Origin of the sequence: Staphylococcus succinus, assembly GCF_029024945.1 — a bacterium.
GTDB classification, from domain to species: Bacteria; Bacillota; Bacilli; order Staphylococcales; family Staphylococcaceae; genus Staphylococcus; species Staphylococcus succinus.
Window position 1 is genome coordinate 1,059,280 of record NZ_CP118976.1, and the last position, 17,506, is coordinate 1,076,785.

Here is a 17,506-nt window from a genome sequence, read left to right on the forward strand (position 1 = left end):
GAGGAAATGAAAAAAGCCCCTAATCAGGGGCTAGGTATTACAAATTATCTTTTAAAAGTACTTTGATACCACAGTATAAATTATATATAACGTAATAAACTGCACCGATAAAAGCAATAACGGCTATAACAATTAAAGTTATACCTAGCGCATTGTTAGAATTAGATTCACTTAAGCCAATTAAAACTGCACCTACAAGCATTAGGATGTATGGCAAAATGTGATAAGCTAAAGACTTTTTAGCGTGAGTAGAAACAGGTTTGTTTGCTAATATCCACACGATAATAGGGAATAAAATTGGCGCAAAAAATACACTGAAATATGATAATGCGGCTAATAACTTTTCTGATTGAGTTGATTGATTATTCATATTAAACGTCTCCTTGTTGTTTATTAATAAGAACATTATCAAACAAATATAACTAAGTAAATATAATTTAAATAACATAACAAAATTGTTAGAAGGATAGTGATTGAATGCAATATCTAATACGCACATTAACAGACTCAACCGGATATACTTTCACTGAAACGATTAAAGCACGTGAGAATGAAACATTTACTGTAGTTGATGCAGAGAGTAAGGAAGAGGCTGAACGTAAGTCAAAAGATTTAATCCAATGCCCTAAGTGTGAAAGTTGGAATACAGAGCATGAATATATGTACGCAGAAAATACGCCCGTATATCTTTATTTTATGTGTAACGACTGCAATTCTAAGTATGTGGATCATGTTAAGAAAGGACAGTGAATAAATGAAACCAATATTTAAAACATTACTTATATTAACTGTGTATGAGTTAACAAAGTATATTACTGAACAGATACTAATTAGCAAATTATCAATTGATGATATAAATAAAGCACCGATGGATTATGAGGTGAGTAAATAATGTTCTGGATAATCTTATCAATACTACTGGGACTTGCAGTATTGCATTTACTTATATCAAACAGTATTAAGAATGATCAAATAGCAGCGTTGAATTACACAATAGTTTATATGTCTAGTGATGAAAATATTGAGAAAGCTATGAAAGAGTGGAAGAGATTTAAAGGGTAATGTTAGGGCGATAACTCGCCCTGTGTAATTCTAATAAACTTTATCTTCTAATTTAAATAATTCAGAAATAGGTTTCTTAGATTCTTTTAAATCTATCTCTAATTCTTTAATACCTCTTGTTGTACGTAACTTGAAATTTTTTGAATTTGCATAAGTACGACGTTCGTCATAGCTTGCAGGGAAGAAAAGATTAAACTCTTTACCTTCGTAAGCCATAAAAGTTAAAGGTAATTCAGTGCTTAATGCTAACTCATTACCTTTAGTATTATTAGGTATAATATTCTTGGCGCTTTGAGTAGTATATTTATCAATGCTTGCATCTAATAAAGTAATTGGCTGACTGGAATTATTTTCTAACATTATTCGAACGTAAAAACCATCGCCACCTGTATTATAAGATGCGATAGTAGTAACATTAATATCGAATTTTTTGTCTTTCCAATTCATGTATAGAGTTGCAGCAGATATGGCAACTGCTACTAATGAAATAATTATAGACATATTCGTTTCTCACCACCACTCTAATTAAATTATATTAAGTATACAACAATCTAAAATCAATAGATAGCACCATTACTACATTAACTGGAGGTAACACATGTACACACCGAGCGAAGTTAAACAATTAATAACAGATTACCATTGGATGCGTAGACTTATAGACCATCAAGTATATGAATACGATAGTACCTCTACTGCACAGTATGGTATAGAATCAGCTATGCCTAAAGGACAAGGTAGTACAGGAGATAAGGTATTAGTAAGGGTAATAAAAAAGGATAAAGATAGACGTAAGACACAAGAGCTTATAGAGAAGGTAGCATTCATAGATGACTATGAGCATGTGATTACTAACGATAAGAACTATCATATACTACAACTACTTAAACAGGGTGAGAGTATTACAGGCATAGAAGTATTAATGCGTATCAGTCGTAAGAACGTTTATACGCGTATAGGTGAGATAGTCAACGCCTATATGGAAATTCAATAGACGGGTACAGATTACACACTTTACACACTTTACACAGTATTATTATTACGGGTATTTATTTTATATAATGTACCTATGGGGTAACAATTACTATATTATATCTTGGCACATCATTAAGTTGATGTGTCTTTTTGTATCTCAAACATTATCATTCACAACATAAGCTCAAACAATATAACTTATTAACTTATATGAATGTGAATCATAATGATTAACTAATCAATCAACATAATAACTTAAAAGGTTTAATCAGTTTAAGAGATTGATGTGAACAAACAATTATATATTAAGTTGATTATTAAGATTAAAGACAAAATGAATTGCGTTATTTTTTCGTCGAAATAATTTATGTTTGTTTTGTCTTTTCTTTTTTATTATTGAAACTAAATTAATTATTTTAATTATAAATATAAATGAAAGAAGATGATTCAATTGTCTTTCATAGAACCAAAGATTCGTTTAGGTAATAAGACGATGACACAAGACGAATACTATGCACAAAGGGAACGCAAAAGGCAACAGAATGCTGCAAGGTATAACAGTAACGTTAGGTTCACTGTGGATAAGCAGTATAGCGACTTCTATAAGTCTAGTGCATGGCGTAAAGTACGTAAGCAAGTGTTATTACGTGATAAGTACATGTGTCAGTCGTGTTTGCGTAAAGGTATCGTTAAATCTATTGATGGAAATGAAAGATTCTTTGTCCATCATATAGTCGAGCTTAAAGATGACTGGGAGTTACGTTTAAATACGGGTAATCTCGAGACAGTGTGTGCTACGTGCCACATAGAGAGCCATAGAGCCACAAGATAAAGGGGAGGGTCGAGTTGACGCCCTTTGTTTTAAAATATCGTATAATCGTTCGATCAGGTAAACGTAACCAAACTCCCAAAACCACTTAGTCAAATATAGTCGAATTGGAGGTGTTTTAAGTGGCTAGACCAAAAAAATTAAATGCAACAAAGCAAGGTCATCGCACGAAAGAAGAATTAGCAGAAGCAGAGCTACAAGAAAATGGATTAGAACAATTTGAAAAATTAAATATTGATTCTACGCCAAAAGAATTAAAAGGTATTGCTCAAAAAGAGTGGATTAGAGTAGTTCCTTTACTTGAACAATTGCCAATTGCTGAATTGGATTACGACAGAGTTAAACGTTATTGCCAATTAGTAGGAATAACAGATGAAGCATATGAGCATGTGTCTAAATACGGTACGGTAAATGAAGAAGGTACTAAAAAAACACCTCAATTTCTAGTGTATTTAGATGGTTTAAGGGAGTTAAAGACAATCTGTGGTCAACTAGGTATGACAATAGATTCACGTATGCGCATTGTACTACCACAAGAGAATGAAAAGAAACAATCTGTATACGATATGTTTGGTGTTGATGACGATGACTAGCGTTAAAATACCTAAATCGTATGAAGAATTGTTAGATATACCCGATAAATACAAAGATGACGCTTATAAATATTGTGTCATGGTATTGTCGGGTACTTTTATTACCTGCAAAGATACTAGGTTAGCTTGTGTAAGACATTTGAAAGATATCAAACGAAGTGTTGAAGATGAAACATTTGATTTTGAATATAAACCTAGTCGAGCTAAGAAAGTTATTAAGTTTATAGAATCATTACCAGATACAAAAGGTAAGTTTCATAAACTAGCACTATTCCAAAAATTCATTGTAGCTAGTGTGCGTGGTTGGTTTAGTAAAGCTGGTTATTTGAGATTTAAAAAGGCGTTTATATCATTAGCAAGAAAAGGGGGCAAGTCACTATTAGTTAGTGGTCTTGTCCTTTACTCTTTCTTATTCGATAACGAACCAAGAGAAGGAAGGCAGTTATTCACTGCTGCAAATGATAAGAAGCAGGCTTCAATTGTATTCAACATGGTTGCTAAACAATTGATGTACTTTGTATCCCAAGTACCAGAACTAAAACAAGACGTTAAAAAGGTTCGTGAGTTACTTCAAAACTTAAAAGATGGTTCATACGTTATGCCTTTATCAAGAGATACGGGTGCCGTTGACGGATTTGAGCCATTCTTAGCAGTAATTGATGAATATCATGCAGCCAAAACTAATGAAATGATTGAACTTATTCAATCTGGTCAAGGTAACCTACTACAATCAATGATTTTTATTATTTCTACTGCAGGTTTTAACCTCAATGCACCTATGTATACAGATGAATGGCCTTATGCAAAAGAAGTATTAGAAGAAAGTTATTCAGATGACGAATATTTCGCAATTATCTTTGAACAAGACAATGAAGAAGAATGGCAAGATCGTTCTATGTGGGCAAAATCTAATCCACTTATTAATGAATCAGATGAATTAAAAGAACAAATCGAAACGTTTTTACAAAAGCGTGTAGATGAAGCGGTACAAAAAGGCACGATGTTTAAAGTTTTAGTTAAAAACTTCAATTATTGGATGCAAGCAAGTGAAGAATCCTATTTAAACTTTGAAGATTGGAAGAAAAATGAAGCTGATTTCGATATTAAAGGTACAAAAGTTTATATCGGATTAGATTTATCGCGTGCAGATGATTTAACTGCTATATCGTTTATTCATTTAGATGAAGCAACCAAGCAATATTATGTTACTTCACATTCATTTGTAGGTACTAAAGGTGGATTACAAGGAAAGATTGATAGAGATTTAATTGATTATCGTCAAATAGAGGAACAAGGCTATTGTACGATATCAAATTTACAAAGTGGTCTCATTAATCCATTGCAAGTGCTTGATTACCTTGAGAATTATGTCCGCAATAACAATTTAGATGTACAAGCTATTTGTTATGATCCATACGCTATTCATTCGTACTTACCAGAAATAGAAGCAAGAAATTGGCGCTACGAACTTATTGAAATAAGACAAGGTTTACAAACCTTATCTAATCCTAATATTGATTTTAGATTCAAAGTTATTAATGGTGAGATTAAGCATCACAAAAATCCATTACTTGATGTAGCAATTAAGAATGCAGTAGCAAAGAATGTTAATGATTCGGTAATGATTGAAAAGAAAATGAATCGTGAAAAGATTGACCCACTTATGGCTACTATATTTGCTTACGTTATTGCAAGCGAACATGAATGGGAGAAAAAACGAGCATTACCTATGTTCATATAAGGGGGTGTATGTATGGAGTTAATAAAAAACATATTAGTTATCGTGTTAGCACTTTTAGGCGTTGTATTAATGTCTTACGGTGCTTATTTGGCGTGGCAACCTCTTGGCTTTATTATCGGTGGTTTACTTATTGTCAGTTTAGCAATGTTGGTTGACCAACCTTTAAGAAAAGGGGGTGAAAATAAACAATGAGTATATTTAATTTAAATAGTTTTAAAAGAAGTAATGATGTAACTATTGATAAAAATACGCTAAGAATGCTAACTGAAGCTAATGGCATGGGAAGTGTAACTTGGTCTGGTATTTCAGCTTTGAAAAATAGCGATATATTCACTGCGATTGATATTATCTCGAAAGATATAGCATCAACAAGTATTAAGTTTAATGATCGTGACAATTATTTAGATGCTGATAAGAAAATACTTAAGTTAATGAATAAGCGACCGAATCCATATTTAGATGCATGGCATTTTAAGTACATTATTGTGGCTAATATGCTTTTGAATGGTAATTCATACATTGAGATTGTGCGTAACGAAAAAGGAGAACCTATTGAACTCTATCACATGCAAAATAGTGCAACTTCTATTCAACAAGTAGATGACAAAATTAAGTATCACTATATTGATGAAATAGATGGTCATATTCAATTGGATGTGGAAGATGTTTTACATTTTAGAATGTTCTCACTAGATGGATTCAACGGTTATAGTCCTCTCTTCTCTCTAGCTAATGAGATAGGCATATCGATGGGCAGTAAACAATTCTTAAATGATTTCTTTAGAAATGGTGGTACTGCAACGGCAGTAGTTAAATATCAAGATGGTCGATACAGTGACGAAGAGCTAGGGTTGATTAAACAAAATTTTGAAAACAGTCAACTTAAAAATAACAGTGGTTTAGTAATGCTTGATGACACTATGGACTTTAAGCGTTTAGAGGTGCCAACGGAAGTATTAAACTTCTTAAATAGTTACAAGTTTAGTACACAACAAGTTGCTAAAGTATTTGGATTACCGACTTCTAAACTTGCGATAGAAAACGTTAATACATCAATAAAAGATTCAGGTATTGAGTATTATAGAAACACACTTTATCCGATTTTCTCTATGATGAATGCTGAAATTGAAGAAAAGTTATTCATACAATCACCATATGAGGTCACGCTTGATTATGATGTATCACGCTTAATTGACAGTGATCCAGAGATTAAATTAGAACGTGTAACACAACTGTTCCAGAAAAAAATAATGCTATTAAATGAAGCTAGAGCAGAATTTAATTTAGACCCTGTGCCTGGTGGCGATAAACCACTTGCTGACTTAAACAGTATTTACTTAGAAGACTTAGCTGCATATCAAAACAGTAAGGTTCAGAAGAATATTGATTCCCTACAAAAAGGGGGTGAACCAAGTGGCGAACAGTCAGATTGATACAGGTCAGCAAGAAATGGTTGTTGAAGGTTATGCAATTATATTCGATACATTGAGTGACGACTTAGGAGGGTTTAAAGAAATTATAAATCCGAATGCACTAAGCGAAGTAGATATATCGGATGTTAAATGCTTAATCAACCATGATTTCAATCAAGTTGTAGGGCGTACACAAGCCGGAACACTCGAACTAACAATAGATAGTAAGGGTCTTTATTTCAAATGTTTCTTACCTAATACATCATATGCTAGGGATATTTACGAAAATATAAAAGCTGGGAATGTAAATCAATGTAGTTTCTTTTTCACACTCCCACCCGATGATGATATGGCAAGAACATGGTCGAATATAAACGGTGAATATGTACAAACTATTAATAAGATTGATGAATTGATTGAAGTAAGCATAGTAACAATACCAGCGTATCAAGAAACAACAGTTGCGGTTGGTCAAAGAGCAAAAGGGTTAGACAAATTTAAACAGTTAGAACAAGTGAAGATTGAGCTCGAATTAGAAGGCTTGCGTATTGATACGTAGGCTATTTTTTATGCCAATTTTTAACAAATCAAAGGAGTGAATTATTGTATGCCAACTTTACAAGAACAAGCGAAGTCAATTAACGACTTGATTGACCAAGCACAGTCTGCAGCTAACAAAGGCGATATTGAAGCTGCTCGTAAGTTGCAAGAAGAAATTACACAAGCAAAAGATGCCTACAACTCTGAAAAAGAAGTTGTTGATTCTATTTCAGCAGAAGAAAAAGTAGGTAGCGATTCAGAAGCGCCTAAAGAAACTACTGAAACAGAAGAAAAGAACGATAAGCCAGATGCTGAACCATCTGCAGAAGAAAAAGATGTTGAAGATAAACCGGAACCTAAAACAGAAGAAACTGAAAAACCAGAAGCTCCGGTTGAAGAAAAAACACCGGAAGAATTAGACGAAGAAAAGAAAAAGAAACTAGGGGGCAAACGTTCAATGGCTAGACAAATTTTAGAAAACAAAGAGAACAAATTTTCGAAGGAAGCAGAAGCGTTTTTAAAGTACGTACAATCTAAAGGTGCGCAACGTGACAACGTAACATCTGTGGAAGCTCAACCAATCATTCCGGAAGATATTAAATATCAACCAGAAGAATTACCAGAAACATTCGTTGACTTAAAAAAATTCGTTAACGTACAACCAGTAACAACAGCGTCTGGATCACATCCAATTTTAAATCCAGCACAAGAAACAATGGTAAGTGTAGAAGAATTAGCTAAAAACCCAGAATTAGCTTCTCCAAAATTCACTGATATTGATTACAAAGTAAAAACATATCGTGGACAAATTCCAGTGTCACAAGAAGCGCTTGATGATTCAGAAGCTAATCTAGCAAACATTATTGCTAAAAATAATGCACGCCAAGCAGTAAACACTACAAATAAATATATTGCTGATGTAATGAAATCATTCGCACCAGTTAATACTGCTAACTTAGATGACATTAAACAAATTATTAATGTTGATATTGATCCAGCTTATAACTTATCAATTGTGGCTTCACAATCATTCTATCAAGCACTAGACACATTGAAAGATAAAAACGGTCAATACCTATTAAAACAAGATATCACTAGCCCAACAGGAACTGTGTTATTTGGTCGTCCAGTATTCATTATCAAAGATGAATTATTTGGAGTTAAAGGCGATAAAAAAGCGTTTATTGGTGACTTAAACTATGCAGTATTCTTTGCAGACCGCAAACAAGCGTCAGTTAAATGGGTAGAAAATGAAATTTACGGTCAGATTTTAGCAGCTTACATGCGTTTCGATGTTAAAAAAGGTGTAGAAGAAGCAGGTCGTTTCTTAACTTACACAGGTACAGCAGGTGACGGCGGTACTACTGAAACAATAGACCCAGCAGCATAATAGGAGGGATATAGATGGCGAAATTCAAAGTAGTTAAACCTTATAAAGATTTAGAGTTAGATAAAAAACTTAAGAAAAATGACGAGGTAGAAATGACTGTCAAACGTTCAGAAGAAGTTGAAAAGACTTTAACTGATAAAGGTTTTGATGGTCCTTTTTTAGAACGTACAGATAAGAAGTAGGTGATACGTGTGTATGAACTTACGTTAGAAAATATTAAGAATGCTATACGTGTAGATCATGATTTTGATGACAATGAAATAGAATATCTTTATTTACCCACTGCAAAACGACAAGTTAAAGGAGCAGTAACAGATGACGAAGGCTTTTACACATCAAACGATGAAGTAACAAGCCTTTTTAATTTGGCTGTTATTAATCACTTAGCTCATCACTATGAAAATCGTTCTACAACAACGCAATTTGAGAAAGTTGAGATATCGCAATCATCACTTGCGTTAATTCAAACGTTAAGGGGTGAGTATGCAAAATGGAAATCGGCAAACTCAAGCACAGAATAGAGATTTATAAAGTTGAAAATATGATTAATGATGAAGGTGGATATGAGGAATTACCTACTACTATCGCTACTCCATTTTGTGAAGTGTCAAAAACTACTATTAAAGAATTTAGAAATGAAGACTTAGACACAAGACGAGAAACGATAGTTTTTATTATTCGTTATCAACAAAAAACAGATATACATTCGGGATTGTTTGTGAAATTTAAAGGTAAGCAATATGAAATCAAAACTATTGAAACGGACTTTCAAGACATGGAAAGACAACAGTTGAAATGTGAGGTGGTTGAATGACAAAAACACGTTATGACAGCGATAAAGATATATCTGATAAGTTAAATAAATTGATTTGGCAAAGTGAACGAGAAGCTAAGAAAGTTGTAACAAAAGCAGCAAAGTTATATCAAAGCAATTTAATTATGAATACTCCTGTTGCAGTTACACAAACGCATAACGGACATGCTAAGGATGTTACAAAAGTATCTGGGTTCAAACGTGACTCTACTTATCCAGTAAAAGAAGTAGGCTACGACAAAGCTAAATCAAGAAAAGATGCAGCATGGTATATCCACTTTCCTGATGTAGGTACAACTGTTCGTGGAACTGTTGGACAACCTCCACAACACTTTTTACGTAGAACACACGAAATAAGTAAAGGTCCTATTTTAGCAATGTATACCAAAGCTTTAGAGGATATGTTAGACATTGACTAGACACCCTATTGTACGTATGTGGGACGTATTACGTAAAGATGAACAACTTGTATCTATGATGGACAAAGTTCGTAAAACAAGCGCTAAACAGCCTTTAATATACACATTTGAAATACCCGAATCATATCAAAAAACAGAAGAAGCACCATTCATGCGCTTAACAGAAATCATGAATGGAAATGCATTAGAAAACGATGGTGGCAGTAGTCATTATCGTTATTTATTTGCCGTTGAAACCTTTAGTAAATCAATCAATGACGTCCATTCAATTAATGAGCGTGTGGTTGAAATTATTGAAGATATCAACGGCATTTGTTTTGAACGAGAGCTTAGCAGAGATGAAGAATTCAATCTTTATAACCAAATGCTTAGCTTCAACATTATTTTAACTAAAAAGGAGCAATAAACTATGGCAGATAAAAAAGTAGCAATTACATGTGAAGGTTTTAAAGCACGTCGTCAAGAAGGAAACGGATTCGAAGCTGGTGAGTTACAAGACGTACCAGGATTACAAGAAATTGAATTAGAACTTGAACAAGGTAACGAACCTGTGTATGCAGATGGTGTTAAAAAGTTCAGTTTATTCAGTGGTATTACTGGTGCAACTTTAACTACTACTTTAATGGAATTATCAAAAGCTGAACGCACAATGTTCTTGGGAGTAAAAGTAGAAAACGGTATGGAGATTTACACATCTGATATGGTTCCTCCATATGTTTCAGCTTCATGGAAATATCGCTGTAATGATGGTTCGTATATTCATTACGGATTAGTACGTGGAAACTTCAATATCCCTGGAACAAGTGGGTCTACTATGGAAGATTCACCAGAACAACAAGACCAAGTGGAAATGGAAGGATCATTCATGCAACGTAGTTCAGAAGATAAAACTGTGTATGTACGTATTCACGATGGCGACCCTGAATTCCCAGGTGAAGATGAATTCTTGAAATTCATTCACGGTACAGTGACGACTGAACCAACTACACCTACAGAAACAACTGAAGAACCAGCAGCATAAATAACTTATGGCGACTTTAAACGGTCGCCTATTTTTGTATACAAAAATAATTAACAAGGAGCTTATATAAATATGGCAAAAGTAACTTTAAAAATTGATGGTAAGAACAAGATTTTTTCAAAAGACAAATTGAATTTAGGTGCAATGAAAGCACAGGCGGAATTTGAACAATATATTCAAGAAGGTAATAAAGCATTCGGTAAATTCCAGAAATTCACTAGAGATAATAAAGAGTTTGTGAAGGCTGAACAAGAATACGCTAAGAAAGTCGAAGAAGCTGAAACAGATGAAGAAATCGAAGAAGTTAACAAACTTTCAGAAGAACTAGAAAACATGGAAGGTTATCAAGACTACGTTAAAAGAGCGGAAGAATTGACTGAAGAAATTGAAAACGAATCTATTGATGGCGTTCAAATTTATGATGATTTCGCTGAATTATTAGTAAAAGTATTTGATGAGAAATTCACAGTTGATGAAGTTTTTGAAGGCTTAGAATTCGAAGGCGGAATTGAAGATATCTATTTAGAGATTTTTGCTAATAACAAATCGGGGAAGCCAACGAAAAAAGCGAGTACAACGAAAACAAAACAGCAAGCGAAGTAGTACAAGACATTTACGAAGTTTATCGTCATTTCATCGAGGACGCACAATATAAACCTCATGAAGTTGACCAATTAATAATGGAAGACTTTGACAAATACTTCTCTACTAAAAAACGTAAGAAAAAAGCATCTAAAGTCGCTAAATCTGGTGCATTAAGCCCTGAACAAATGATGGCGATGCTATAAAGGTGGTGAGATAATGGCAGATTTTAATCTGGGAGCAGAGGTCTCTATGGATGTAGACCCACTCAAAGCATCCAAGACCACACTTGAACGTAATTTAAAAGCTATTAATAAATCTTTGCGTGACCAACGTAAGGAATTTAAACAAAATGAATTAAGTGCAGAAGGATTGGCAAAGCAAGAAGCTGATCTAGGTAGAGCAATTAAGCTACAAGAAGGCTTGCTTAAAAAACGTAAAAGTACGTTAAATGATTTAGAAAGACAAATGAAAGAAAGTAATAACGTAACTGATGAGCAAAAGATTAAGTTGCAAAATGCAAGTCGAGCGGTACAACAAGCTGAAAACCAACTAAGTGGTTATAATAATGAATTAAAACAAACGCAGTCCTCACAAAAGATGTTAGGACGTTCCACAGACCAAGTTAAAAGTAGTTTGGGACAATTAAGAAACGAAGCCAAACTAACAGAAATGAGATTTAAACAGTCTGGTAAAACTGTGGAAGGTTATAAAGGTCATCTTGACCAACTAAATTACACAATGAAAAAGCAAAAAGCACATATGGATTTGCTTAAAGGTAATTTAAAAGAGCTTGAGAGAGCACAACAAGGCGGCAGTCGTTCCGCTACTAAATTACGTAATGATATTGCTAAAGAGGCAATAGCTTTTCAAATTTTACAAGGGCGTATTGATGAAACGACAGATGAATTAAGAGAGTATCAACGACAACAAAGATTAATGGGAACCATGACTAATGCATGGGAAGGCGCAAGAAATTCAATGGATCGTATTGCTACCACTTTGCGAAGTTTAGGAGAATTAACTCAAGGTGTTGTTGGTGGCGTTATGGTTACTAACTTTTCTGCATTAGTACCAATCATGGGTTCCGTTATTAGCTTAGGTGCTGGTATAGGTGGTATGTTAGTCGCTTTAACTGGTGGCGCAGTTGGTATGGGTGGTGCTTTTGCTATTGCAGGTGTCGGCGTACAAGCTTTCGGAGGTCAAGCAGTATATGCTTTGAAAATGTTAGAAGATGGACAATTAAAAGTCACTAATGAAGTTAAAAGTTATCAGACTGCATTAAGTGGCTTAAAAACATCTTGGGAAGGTTTAATTAAACAAAATCAAGCGTCCATTTTCAATACTATGACAAATGGTATTAATACTGCTAAACATGCATTAACCACACTGAATCCTTTTCTAACACAAACCGCTAAACAAATAGAAACAGCAAGTGGTCAAATGTTAAATTGGGCTAGAACTTCATCTAATGCTAAAAGGGCTTTTGACATATTAAACACACAAGGTCCTAAGATTTTCCAAAGTTTAATAAACGCAACGCGTAGTTTTGTTAATGGTTCAACTGCCATGTTCAATAAGTTAAGTCCTTTATATACATGGGCTGCTCAAGGTTTTGCAAATATGGGTAAATCTTTTGATAATTGGGCGAATTCAGTGCAAGGGTCTAAAGCAATAAATGGATTTGTTGAATATACAAAGACTAACTTACCTATTGTGGGCGATATCTTTGGGAATATATTCAGCGGGATCATAAATTTATTTCAATCATTTAGTGGTCATTCACATAATGTATTGTTAGGTATACAAAGTGCAACAAAAGGATTCGCGGATTGGTCAGAAGGAATAAAGAAATCAGATGGATTCCAAAAATTTGTTGATTATTTAGAAGTTAATGGTCCGAAAGTATGGTCATTAATAAAAAGCATAACTCAAACATTGTGGGGATTAGCGAAAGGGATGGCTCCTGTTGGGTCGGCAGTATTAAGCATAAGTGGTGCATTCTTTAAATGGACTGCAACTATGACTAACGCACATCCTATGATTGGAAAAATACTGGGATTAGTTACTGCATTTGGTGGTGCTACTTTATTAGCTGCTAAACCAATACTTTTATTAAGAGGTGCATTGTTAGGTGCTACAGGTGCTAGTAAGTTGTTTGGTAAAGCTGGTGCAATTGCTATTATTAAAACAAAGTTACTAGGTAAAGAGGGCTTAATAGCATCTACAAGAATGAAAATTGCTTCTGCCGCAACTAAAGCTTGGAGTGTTACTACTAAATTAGCAGCACTTGCAACAAGAGGATTAGGATTGGCAATAAGATTTATGACTGGACCAGTTGGCATCGTTATAACGGCCATCGGTTTATTTGTTGCTGCGATCATTCACTTGTGGAAAACAAATGCTACCTTCCGTAAGAATGTTATAGGTGCATGGAACGCTATTAAAAAAGGTGCCGTAGCAATTTTTGGAGCTATTAAAAAAGCTGTTATTTCGATATGGCACGGGCTTGTAAATGGTGTAATGTTCATAGTTAAAAATTGGAAGAAAATTCTAATAGCTAGATTCTATCTTATGAAGGCAGTAGTTATAAGTGTCTTCCGAGTGATGAAAGCTTCTGTTGTTAAGATATGGACAACATTAAAAAACGGTGTAATTCGGTTAGCAAAACTATTGTACACAGGTGTTACTAACTACTTTAAATTAGTGAAAAAAGTAAACACAACAATATTCAATGCTATTAAAAACTTCGCGTTGAAGGTATGGACCACTATTAAAAATGGCGTTGTTTCTAGAGCTAAAGCATTATGGTCTGGTGTAAGAAAAATGTTCTCTAGCTTAAGTAAGAGTACGCACTCAATATTTAATTCAATTAAGAATTTCGCATTGAAGTTATGGTCTAACCTAAAAAATAATGTTGTCTCACGTGCAAAGGCTTTATGGTCAGGCGTTAAAAATGTTTGGAATACTCTTAAAAAAGGAACATCAATCATTTTTGGTTCTGTTGGAAAATTCATGAGTAACAAATGGAATTCTATTAAATCTGGAACAGTAAATAAGGTTAAATCACTCTGGTCTGGTATGAAAAACGTTTGGGGTTCATTAAGCAAAGGCACACGATCAATCATGAATTCAATTGGTGGATTTTTTAGTAAAAAATGGAATGGAATTAAAAAAAGTACAATCGGAATCGTTACCTCTTTGAAAAGTAAAGTAACAGGCGTAATGAGTAAAATGGGTGACGGTATTAAAAATGTTGTAGGTAAAATCAAAGGCTTTTTCACTGATATGATTGATAAAGTTAAAGGTGGTTTAAATAAACTTATAAAAGGTGTTAACTGGGTTGGAAAAAAACTAGGGATGGATAAAATTGACCCTGTTAATTTCCACACTGGTACAACACATACTACTACTAATTTAGTTAAGAATGGCAAAATTGCTAAAGATACTATGGCAACTGTAGGAGATAAAGGTAAAGGTAATGGTCCAGGAGGATTCAGACACGAAACAATTATTCCTCCTAAAGGTAAGCCGTTTATTACACCAGCTAGAGACACTACAATTCCAATTAGTAAAGGTACTGCTATTTTAAATGGTGCGCAAACACACGCTATGTTGAGCGATGGTGGTAATGAATTTTCAACAGGTACTATACCTCGATTCGCTAGTGGTTCATTATCAAATAAAAAGCCGAAAAAACATAAAAAAGGCGATAACGTATTTGGTGATGCTTGGGATTCTACAAAAGCTGGAGCAGCTAAACTAGTTGATGGCGGTAAAGCTATAGTTAGTAAAACACTTGAAACTGCTGTTAAAGGTAAAGATTGGCTTAAAGATAAAATAGGCGACGTTATGGATTGGATAGAAAAACCTGGTAAATTAATGAATAAAGTTTTAGAAGGCTTTGGCGTTAATATGGAAGGTTTTGGAATTGGAAAAGCAGCTTCATTACCTTATGACATGATGTCAGGTATGTTTGGAAAACTAAAAAAAGCAACAACTGATTTATTTACAAAGTGGTTTGATGAACAAGGTGGGTCTGGTGATGGAGGATATATCGATTTATCTAAAGGTATTAACTTCGGTTTCGCCAATTCAGCAGCAGAAGCAGCTAAAGCTGGTTACCCATTCCCGCGTGCCCATCATGGTTTAGATATTAACTATGGTTATGGTAGTAAACTCTACTCTACATTAGCAGGTACAGCTACAGCTAAATCTGGTTATAATGGTGGATTTGGTAACAGTATGTGGATTAAGAGTGGAGCAATGGAAGCAATTTACGGTCACATGAGTAAATTAGCGTTTAGTGGAAGTAAAAAAGTTAAACCAGGTACTTATTTAGGATTGTCTGGTGGAGACCCTAGTAAACAAGGCGCTAGTGCAGGAGATAGTACGGGACCACATTTACACTACGAAATGAGAAAAAATGGAGTAGCTTTTGACCCTACTAATTGGTTGAAGAAAAATAATGGTGGAGGTAAGAAGTCAGGTAAGAAATGGGCTTCTACTATTAAAAAAGCTTTAGCTATGAATGGACTACCAACATCTGCTGCATATGTAAATGCATGGGCTAGACAGATTGATTCGGAATCTGGTGGTAACCCTAAAGCTGTGCAAGGTGGCTATGTTGATGCAAACACAGGTGGAAATGAAGCTAAAGGACTTGTACAAGTAGCTAAGGGCACATTTAATCAATATAAACGTAAAGGTCATGGCAATGTATTTAATCCATTAGATAACTTATTAGCTGGTATTGCATACGCTAAGTCGAGATACGGTAAATCTGGTATGTTAGGCGTTATTGGTCACGGACATGGATATGCTAAAGGGACTAATAGTGCAACAGCAGGTATGGCACAAGTGTTTGAAAAAGGTGGAGAAATCATGCAAATGCGTGGTGGAGAAACTGTCATTCCTAATGATGTTTCTATTCAAGCATTTAAACAGATTGCCACAAGTGATATTTTCTCTAAAACACAATCTGCTGTGTATGATGGCATATCTCGATATGCAGACCAATTAAGAGAAAAACAACAGCAAGCTACTAAAGAACAGTTAGAACTACAACGTTTATCTCGTGAAAATAACGATGTACAAGAACAAAATAATATTTTGAAAGAAATATTATACAACATGCAAGCACTAGTACAATCCAGTCGTAATAATGAACAGTACAATGCACAAACAGCTAATAAAAATTGGAATCTAGATGGCAAAGGAATAACTAAAGCAGTCAATAAACAACAAGGAAGCGACATGATTTCAGCTTTATATAATAATGGAGGTGCATTAACTTAATGAAAAAAGAAGCTAAGTTAATCACTAATAATGGAATAATAAATTTAAGTGATAACGATCAGTTTTTGTATTTAGATTTTGTAGAAAATGATGTACAAGTCAAAACGAATACAACAGAAATAAATGGAATAGATGGAGTGCTTACAGGGGCGACTAGTTTCGCTCCTTTTGATTTGAAGTTGAGATTTATTTTTTCTGGTATGGATATTCATGATTACCAATTATTTAAACATAAGTTAAGAGCAATAATTTATCAAAGAGAACCTTACTATGTGTGGATTTCTGATATGCCAGGAAAGAAATATGCAGTATTACCAAGTTCAACAGAAATAGAAGATATATACAGTCGTAACGGTGAAATATCGATTACATTTAGTGTATTCAAAGGCTATTCTGAATCGCTTAAAGAAACAGATGAATATAGCTTATCAAGTGGTGAATGGCAATTTGAAGGTGGTTTGTTAGCTGATGATGAAATTAAATATAAACATGATTCATCAAGTTTTAAAATTTTCAATGGTTCATCAGACACCATTAATCCATTGTTAAGACACAAGTTTAAATTGCTTATTAATATAGATGCGCCTAAGGGGTTTAAAATTACAAACCATACTACAGGAGATGTGTTTGAATATAAGAAAGCTATTAAAAGCAATCAAACTTTAACTATAAGTGGGTTACATCCTTTTATAGATAACAAACGTGTTGGTAACGATACTAATTGGCAATGGATTACATTGGCACCTGGATTTAATGATATTGAAATCACAGGTGAAGGTATTAGTAATCATACAACACAATGGGTTTTCCCATTTATATATAGGTAGGTG

At 34.1% G+C, this 17,506-nt stretch carries 22 protein-coding genes; 20 read left to right on the plus strand and 2 right to left on the minus strand.

Going from position 1 to position 17,506, the window contains the following annotated elements:
- Nucleotides 1–37: 37 nt before the first annotated feature.
- Entirely contained in the window at nucleotides 38–370 is a 333-nt protein-coding gene (locus PYW31_RS05190) for a magnetosome magnetite crystal formation protein family (protein ID WP_046836803.1), read from the minus strand.
- A gap of 107 nt (nucleotides 371–477) precedes the next feature.
- On the opposite strand from PYW31_RS05190, the gene PYW31_RS13710 reads away from it, so the two are divergent.
- The 3 genes from PYW31_RS13710 to PYW31_RS05205 are packed head-to-tail and all read left to right on the plus strand — an operon-like array spanning nucleotide 478 to nucleotide 1,062.
- Nucleotides 478–750 carry a DUF1381 domain-containing protein gene (locus PYW31_RS13710; RefSeq protein WP_046836802.1) on the plus strand — a complete coding sequence of 91 codons (273 nt, stop codon included), beginning with the start codon at nucleotides 478–480 and terminating at the stop codon, nucleotides 748–750.
- Nucleotides 751–754: 4 nt separating this feature from the next.
- A complete protein-coding gene (gene rinB / locus PYW31_RS05200; RefSeq protein WP_103356933.1) occupies nucleotides 755–892 on the plus strand; it encodes a transcriptional activator RinB in 138 nt (45 codons plus the stop codon).
- Complete coding sequence (locus tag PYW31_RS05205) at nucleotides 892–1,062, plus strand: DUF1514 family protein (RefSeq protein ID WP_142382633.1); 171 nt, start codon at nucleotides 892–894, stop codon at nucleotides 1,060–1,062. Before rinB ends, PYW31_RS05205 begins: the two co-directional genes overlap by 1 nt.
- A 30-nt stretch (nucleotides 1,063–1,092) precedes the next feature.
- Here the strand turns inward: PYW31_RS05205 and PYW31_RS05210 are convergent, their stop codons facing one another.
- The gene (locus PYW31_RS05210; RefSeq protein WP_156168126.1) at nucleotides 1,093–1,509 is read right to left on the minus strand and encodes a hypothetical protein; all 417 of its coding nucleotides are present in this window, start codon (nucleotides 1,507–1,509) and stop codon (nucleotides 1,093–1,095) included.
- Between the two features lie 151 nt (nucleotides 1,510–1,660).
- Between PYW31_RS05210 and PYW31_RS05215 the strand changes: the two genes are divergently transcribed.
- The 17 genes from PYW31_RS05215 (at nucleotide 1,661) to PYW31_RS05295 (ending at nucleotide 17,503) form a co-directional block, all read left to right on the plus strand.
- The gene (locus PYW31_RS05215) at nucleotides 1,661–2,056 is read left to right on the plus strand and encodes a hypothetical protein (protein ID WP_046836800.1); all 396 of its coding nucleotides are present in this window, start codon (nucleotides 1,661–1,663) and stop codon (nucleotides 2,054–2,056) included.
- A gap of 432 nt (nucleotides 2,057–2,488) precedes the next feature.
- A complete protein-coding gene (locus PYW31_RS05220) occupies nucleotides 2,489–2,869 on the plus strand; it encodes an HNH endonuclease (RefSeq protein ID WP_327083372.1) in 381 nt (126 codons plus the stop codon).
- A 119-nt stretch (nucleotides 2,870–2,988) separates the two neighbouring features.
- A complete protein-coding gene (locus PYW31_RS05225) occupies nucleotides 2,989–3,459 on the plus strand; it encodes a phage terminase small subunit P27 family (RefSeq protein WP_046836798.1) in 471 nt (156 codons plus the stop codon).
- Entirely contained in the window at nucleotides 3,452–5,200 is a 1,749-nt protein-coding gene (locus PYW31_RS05230; RefSeq protein WP_046836797.1) for a terminase large subunit, read from the plus strand. Before PYW31_RS05225 ends, PYW31_RS05230 begins: the two co-directional genes overlap by 8 nt.
- Before the next feature lie 12 nt (nucleotides 5,201–5,212).
- Complete coding sequence (locus tag PYW31_RS05235) at nucleotides 5,213–5,392, plus strand: hypothetical protein (RefSeq protein ID WP_046836796.1); 180 nt, start codon at nucleotides 5,213–5,215, stop codon at nucleotides 5,390–5,392.
- Nucleotides 5,389–6,633, plus strand: coding sequence for a phage portal protein (locus PYW31_RS05240; RefSeq protein ID WP_063410296.1), 1,245 nt, complete (start codon nucleotides 5,389–5,391; stop codon nucleotides 6,631–6,633). Before PYW31_RS05235 ends, PYW31_RS05240 begins: the two co-directional genes overlap by 4 nt.
- Nucleotides 6,614–7,171 (plus strand): HK97 family phage prohead protease, encoded by a 558-nt coding sequence (locus tag PYW31_RS05245; protein ID WP_046836795.1) that lies wholly within the window; start codon nucleotides 6,614–6,616, stop codon nucleotides 7,169–7,171. The genes PYW31_RS05240 and PYW31_RS05245 overlap by 20 nt, the downstream gene beginning before the upstream one ends.
- A 48-nt stretch (nucleotides 7,172–7,219) precedes the next feature.
- Entirely contained in the window at nucleotides 7,220–8,542 is a 1,323-nt protein-coding gene (locus PYW31_RS05250) for a phage major capsid protein (RefSeq protein ID WP_046836794.1), read from the plus strand.
- A 14-nt stretch (nucleotides 8,543–8,556) separates the two neighbouring features.
- A complete protein-coding gene (locus PYW31_RS05255; RefSeq protein WP_169746236.1) occupies nucleotides 8,557–8,724 on the plus strand; it encodes a hypothetical protein in 168 nt (55 codons plus the stop codon).
- Between the two features lie 9 nt (nucleotides 8,725–8,733).
- Entirely contained in the window at nucleotides 8,734–9,063 is a 330-nt protein-coding gene (locus tag PYW31_RS05260) for a head-tail connector protein (RefSeq protein WP_046836793.1), read from the plus strand.
- Complete coding sequence (locus tag PYW31_RS05265; RefSeq protein ID WP_046836792.1) at nucleotides 9,033–9,356, plus strand: phage head closure protein; 324 nt, start codon at nucleotides 9,033–9,035, stop codon at nucleotides 9,354–9,356. Before PYW31_RS05260 ends, PYW31_RS05265 begins: the two co-directional genes overlap by 31 nt.
- On the plus strand, nucleotides 9,353–9,775 hold the full coding sequence (locus tag PYW31_RS05270; RefSeq protein WP_046836791.1) for an HK97-gp10 family putative phage morphogenesis protein: 423 nt from the start codon (nucleotides 9,353–9,355) through the stop codon (nucleotides 9,773–9,775). The genes PYW31_RS05265 and PYW31_RS05270 overlap by 4 nt, the downstream gene beginning before the upstream one ends.
- Nucleotides 9,768–10,181, plus strand: coding sequence for a hypothetical protein (locus PYW31_RS05275; RefSeq protein ID WP_046836790.1), 414 nt, complete (start codon nucleotides 9,768–9,770; stop codon nucleotides 10,179–10,181). The genes PYW31_RS05270 and PYW31_RS05275 overlap by 8 nt, the downstream gene beginning before the upstream one ends.
- Nucleotides 10,182–10,184: 3 nt before the next feature.
- Nucleotides 10,185–10,796: a major tail protein gene (locus PYW31_RS05280; RefSeq protein ID WP_046836789.1), complete on the plus strand. Its 612-nt coding sequence runs from the start codon at nucleotides 10,185–10,187 to the stop codon at nucleotides 10,794–10,796.
- A gap of 72 nt (nucleotides 10,797–10,868) precedes the next feature.
- Nucleotides 10,869–11,399, plus strand: a complete 531-nt coding sequence (gpG, locus tag PYW31_RS05285; RefSeq protein ID WP_046836788.1) for a phage tail assembly chaperone G — start codon at nucleotides 10,869–10,871, stop codon at nucleotides 11,397–11,399.
- Nucleotides 11,400–11,597: 198 nt separating this feature from the next.
- Nucleotides 11,598–16,676, plus strand: a complete 5,079-nt coding sequence (locus PYW31_RS05290; protein ID WP_053042471.1) for a peptidoglycan DD-metalloendopeptidase family protein — start codon at nucleotides 11,598–11,600, stop codon at nucleotides 16,674–16,676.
- Nucleotides 16,676–17,503, plus strand: coding sequence for a phage tail family protein (locus PYW31_RS05295; protein WP_046836787.1), 828 nt, complete (start codon nucleotides 16,676–16,678; stop codon nucleotides 17,501–17,503). The genes PYW31_RS05290 and PYW31_RS05295 overlap by 1 nt, the downstream gene beginning before the upstream one ends.
- Nucleotides 17,504–17,506: the final 3 nt, after the last annotated feature.

Coding starts and splice junctions, on each gene's coding strand:
- PYW31_RS05190 (WP_046836803.1), bottom strand. CDS start 370: ATGAATAATCAATCAACTCAATCAGAAAAGTTATTAGCCGCATTATCA.
- PYW31_RS13710 (WP_046836802.1), top strand. CDS start 478: ATGCAATATCTAATACGCACATTAACAGACTCAACCGGATATACTTTC.
- rinB (WP_103356933.1), top strand. CDS start 755: ATGAAACCAATATTTAAAACATTACTTATATTAACTGTGTATGAGTTA.
- PYW31_RS05205 (WP_142382633.1), top strand. CDS start 892: ATGTTCTGGATAATCTTATCAATACTACTGGGACTTGCAGTATTGCAT.
- PYW31_RS05210 (WP_156168126.1), bottom strand. CDS start 1,509: ATGAATTGGAAAGACAAAAAATTCGATATTAATGTTACTACTATCGCA.
- PYW31_RS05215 (WP_046836800.1), top strand. CDS start 1,661: ATGTACACACCGAGCGAAGTTAAACAATTAATAACAGATTACCATTGG.
- PYW31_RS05230 (WP_046836797.1), top strand. CDS start 3,452: ATGACTAGCGTTAAAATACCTAAATCGTATGAAGAATTGTTAGATATA.
- PYW31_RS05235 (WP_046836796.1), top strand. CDS start 5,213: ATGGAGTTAATAAAAAACATATTAGTTATCGTGTTAGCACTTTTAGGC.
- PYW31_RS05240 (WP_063410296.1), top strand. CDS start 5,389: ATGAGTATATTTAATTTAAATAGTTTTAAAAGAAGTAATGATGTAACT.
- PYW31_RS05250 (WP_046836794.1), top strand. CDS start 7,220: ATGCCAACTTTACAAGAACAAGCGAAGTCAATTAACGACTTGATTGAC.
- PYW31_RS05255 (WP_169746236.1), top strand. CDS start 8,557: ATGGCGAAATTCAAAGTAGTTAAACCTTATAAAGATTTAGAGTTAGAT.
- PYW31_RS05265 (WP_046836792.1), top strand. CDS start 9,033: ATGGAAATCGGCAAACTCAAGCACAGAATAGAGATTTATAAAGTTGAA.
- PYW31_RS05270 (WP_046836791.1), top strand. CDS start 9,353: ATGACAAAAACACGTTATGACAGCGATAAAGATATATCTGATAAGTTA.
- PYW31_RS05280 (WP_046836789.1), top strand. CDS start 10,185: ATGGCAGATAAAAAAGTAGCAATTACATGTGAAGGTTTTAAAGCACGT.
- gpG (WP_046836788.1), top strand. CDS start 10,869: ATGGCAAAAGTAACTTTAAAAATTGATGGTAAGAACAAGATTTTTTCA.
- PYW31_RS05290 (WP_053042471.1), top strand. CDS start 11,598: ATGGCAGATTTTAATCTGGGAGCAGAGGTCTCTATGGATGTAGACCCA.
- PYW31_RS05295 (WP_046836787.1), top strand. CDS start 16,676: ATGAAAAAAGAAGCTAAGTTAATCACTAATAATGGAATAATAAATTTA.